The organism is Acidimicrobiales bacterium (assembly GCA_035547835.1).
GTDB lineage: Bacteria > Actinomycetota > Acidimicrobiia > Acidimicrobiales > Iamiaceae > DASZTW01.
On record DASZTW010000006.1, the window covers coordinates 1 to 2,500 of the forward strand.

Consider the following 2,500-nt stretch of genomic DNA (forward strand, 5'->3'; position numbering starts at 1 on the left):
CGAGGTGCCAAACCTTCCCGTCGATATGGACTCTTGGGGAAGATGAGCCTGTTATCCCCGGGGTACCTTTTATCCGTTGAGCGACGGCGCTTCCACACGCAACCGCCGGATCACTATGCCCTGCTTTCGCACCTGCTCGACATGTCTGTCTCGCAGTCAAGCTCCCTTGTGCCATTGCACTCAACGCCTGATGGCCGACCAGGCTGAGGGAACCTTTGGGCGCCTCCGTTACTCTTTAGGAGGCGACCGCCCCAGTCAAACTACCCACCTGGCGCTGTTCCCGACCCGGATCACGGGTCTGGGTTAGAATCCCGGCATGAGCAGGGTGGTATTTCAAGGTTGACTCCACACTGACTAGCGCCAATGCTTCCTCGTCTCCCACCTATCCTACACAACACATACCAAAATCCAACACCAAGCTGTAGTGAAGGTCCACGGGGTCTTTCCGTCCTTCTGCAGCTAACGAGCATCTTTACTCGTACTTCAATTTCGCCGGGTCTGTGGTTGAGACAGTAGGAAAGTCGTTACGCCATTCGTGCAGGTCGGAACTTACCCGACAAGGAATTTCGCTACCTTAGGACCGTTATAGTTACGGCCGCCGTTTACCGGGGCTTAGGTTCAGAGCTTCGTCCTTGCGGACTAACCCTTCCCCGTAACCTTCCGGCACCGGGCAGGCGTCACAGCGTATACAGCGCCTTACGGCTTCGCACGCTGCTGTGTTTTTAGTAAACAGTCGCTTTCCCCTGGTCTGTGCCACCTCTTCGAGCTCGGGACGCAAGGTCCGTCACCCTATTGAGGTCCTCCTTCTCCCGAAGTTACGGAGGCATTTTGCCGAGTTCCTTAACCACAGTTCTCCCGATCGCCTTGGTATTCTCTACCTACCCACCTGTGTTGGTTTGGGGTACGGGCGCCATATCAGCTCGCTAGAGGCTTTTCTAGGCAGCATGGGATCAGTGACTTCGCCTTGAACGGCTCGGACTCGCGTCTCAGGCTGATGAGGGCCGGATTTACCTGGACCTCGCCCTACACGCTTACCCCACGTCAACTCCATCGCGTGGGTTCACTTACCCTCCTGCGTCCCCTCATTGCTTACCGCCACCCGGTGGGTCGGTTCGTCTCCGAAGAGACAGCCCCTTAGCAACCAGGTATTGGTATGGGCGCGGATACGGCGGTACCGGAATATCAACCGGTTGTGCATCGACTACGCCTTTCGGCCTCGCCTTAGCTCCCGACTCACCCTGGGCGGATTAGCCTTGCCCAGGAACCCTTGGGTTTTCGGCGGAGGGGTTTCTCACCCCTCTCTCGCTACTCATGCCAACATTCTCACTCGACCGCAGTCCACGACGGTTTCCACCGCCGCTTCACTCCACGATCGACGCTCCCCTACCACTCGTGCTTGCGCACAAGTCCGCGACTTCGGCTCTGGACTTGAGCCCCGTTACATTGTCCGCGCAGGATCACTCGACCAGTGAGCTGTTACGCACTCTTTCAAGGGTGGCTGCTTCTAAGCCAACCTCCTGGCTGTCTGTGCAATCCCACATCGTTTTCCACTTAGTCCAGAATTAGGGGCCTTAGTCGGCGGTCTGGGCTGTTTCCCTTTCGACCACGAAGCTCATCCCCCGTGGTCTCACTGCCGGGCTCTGGAGCAATGGCATTCGGAGTTTGGCTGGGGTCGGTAAGCTTGTAGGCCCCCTAACCCATCCAGTGCTCTACCTCCATTGCTGAACGCCCGACGCTGCACCTAAATGCATTTCGGGGAGAACCAGCTATCACCGAGTTTGCTTGGCCTTTCACCCCTATCCACAGGTCATCCCCCCAGTTTTCAACCTAGGTGGGTTCGGTCCTCCACGGAGTCTTACCCCCGCTTCAACCTGCCCATGGATAGATCACTCGGCTTCGGGTCTACAGCACGCGACTGAACGCCCTGTTCAGACTCGCTTTCGCTCCGGCTCCCCCACACGGGTTAACCTTGCCACGCACCGTAACTCGTTGGCTCATTCTTCAAAAGGCACGCCATCGCGGCCAGGACAAGTCCTGACGACGCTTTGACTGATTGTGGACCAACGGTTTCAGGTTCTATTTCACTCCCCTCCCGGGGTACTTTTCACCTTTCCCTCACGGTACTCGTTCGCTATCGGTCGCCTAGATGTACTTAGCCTTACGAGGTGGTCCTCGCGAATTCACGCCAGCTTTCACGGTTCCGGCGTTACTTGGGTGTCCGGTCGGAGGTCGAGTGCCTTTCGTGTACGGGGCTCTTACCCGCTGCGGCGCGCCGTTCCAGAACGCTTCCACTAGACATCGACTTTGTAACTCCGTGACCGCTCCGATGCACGGTCTACCGGATCCCACGACCCCAACCTGGCAACGCCATCGGGCTTTACCACCAGACTGGTTTGGGCTCTTCCCCTTTCGCTCGCCGCTACTCAGGGAGTCACTGTTGTTTTCTTTTCCTCAAGGTACTGAGATGTTTCAGTTCCCCTGGTTCCCTCTACCCGCCCTA

1 rRNA gene (cut by a window edge) is annotated in these 2,500 nt (G+C 57.4%); it reads right to left on the reverse strand.

Features of this window, described 5'->3' with window-relative positions:
• Window positions 1-2,500, reverse strand: a 23S ribosomal RNA gene (locus VHA73_06445); its annotated part runs 168 nt beyond the window's last position; the annotation flags it as partial.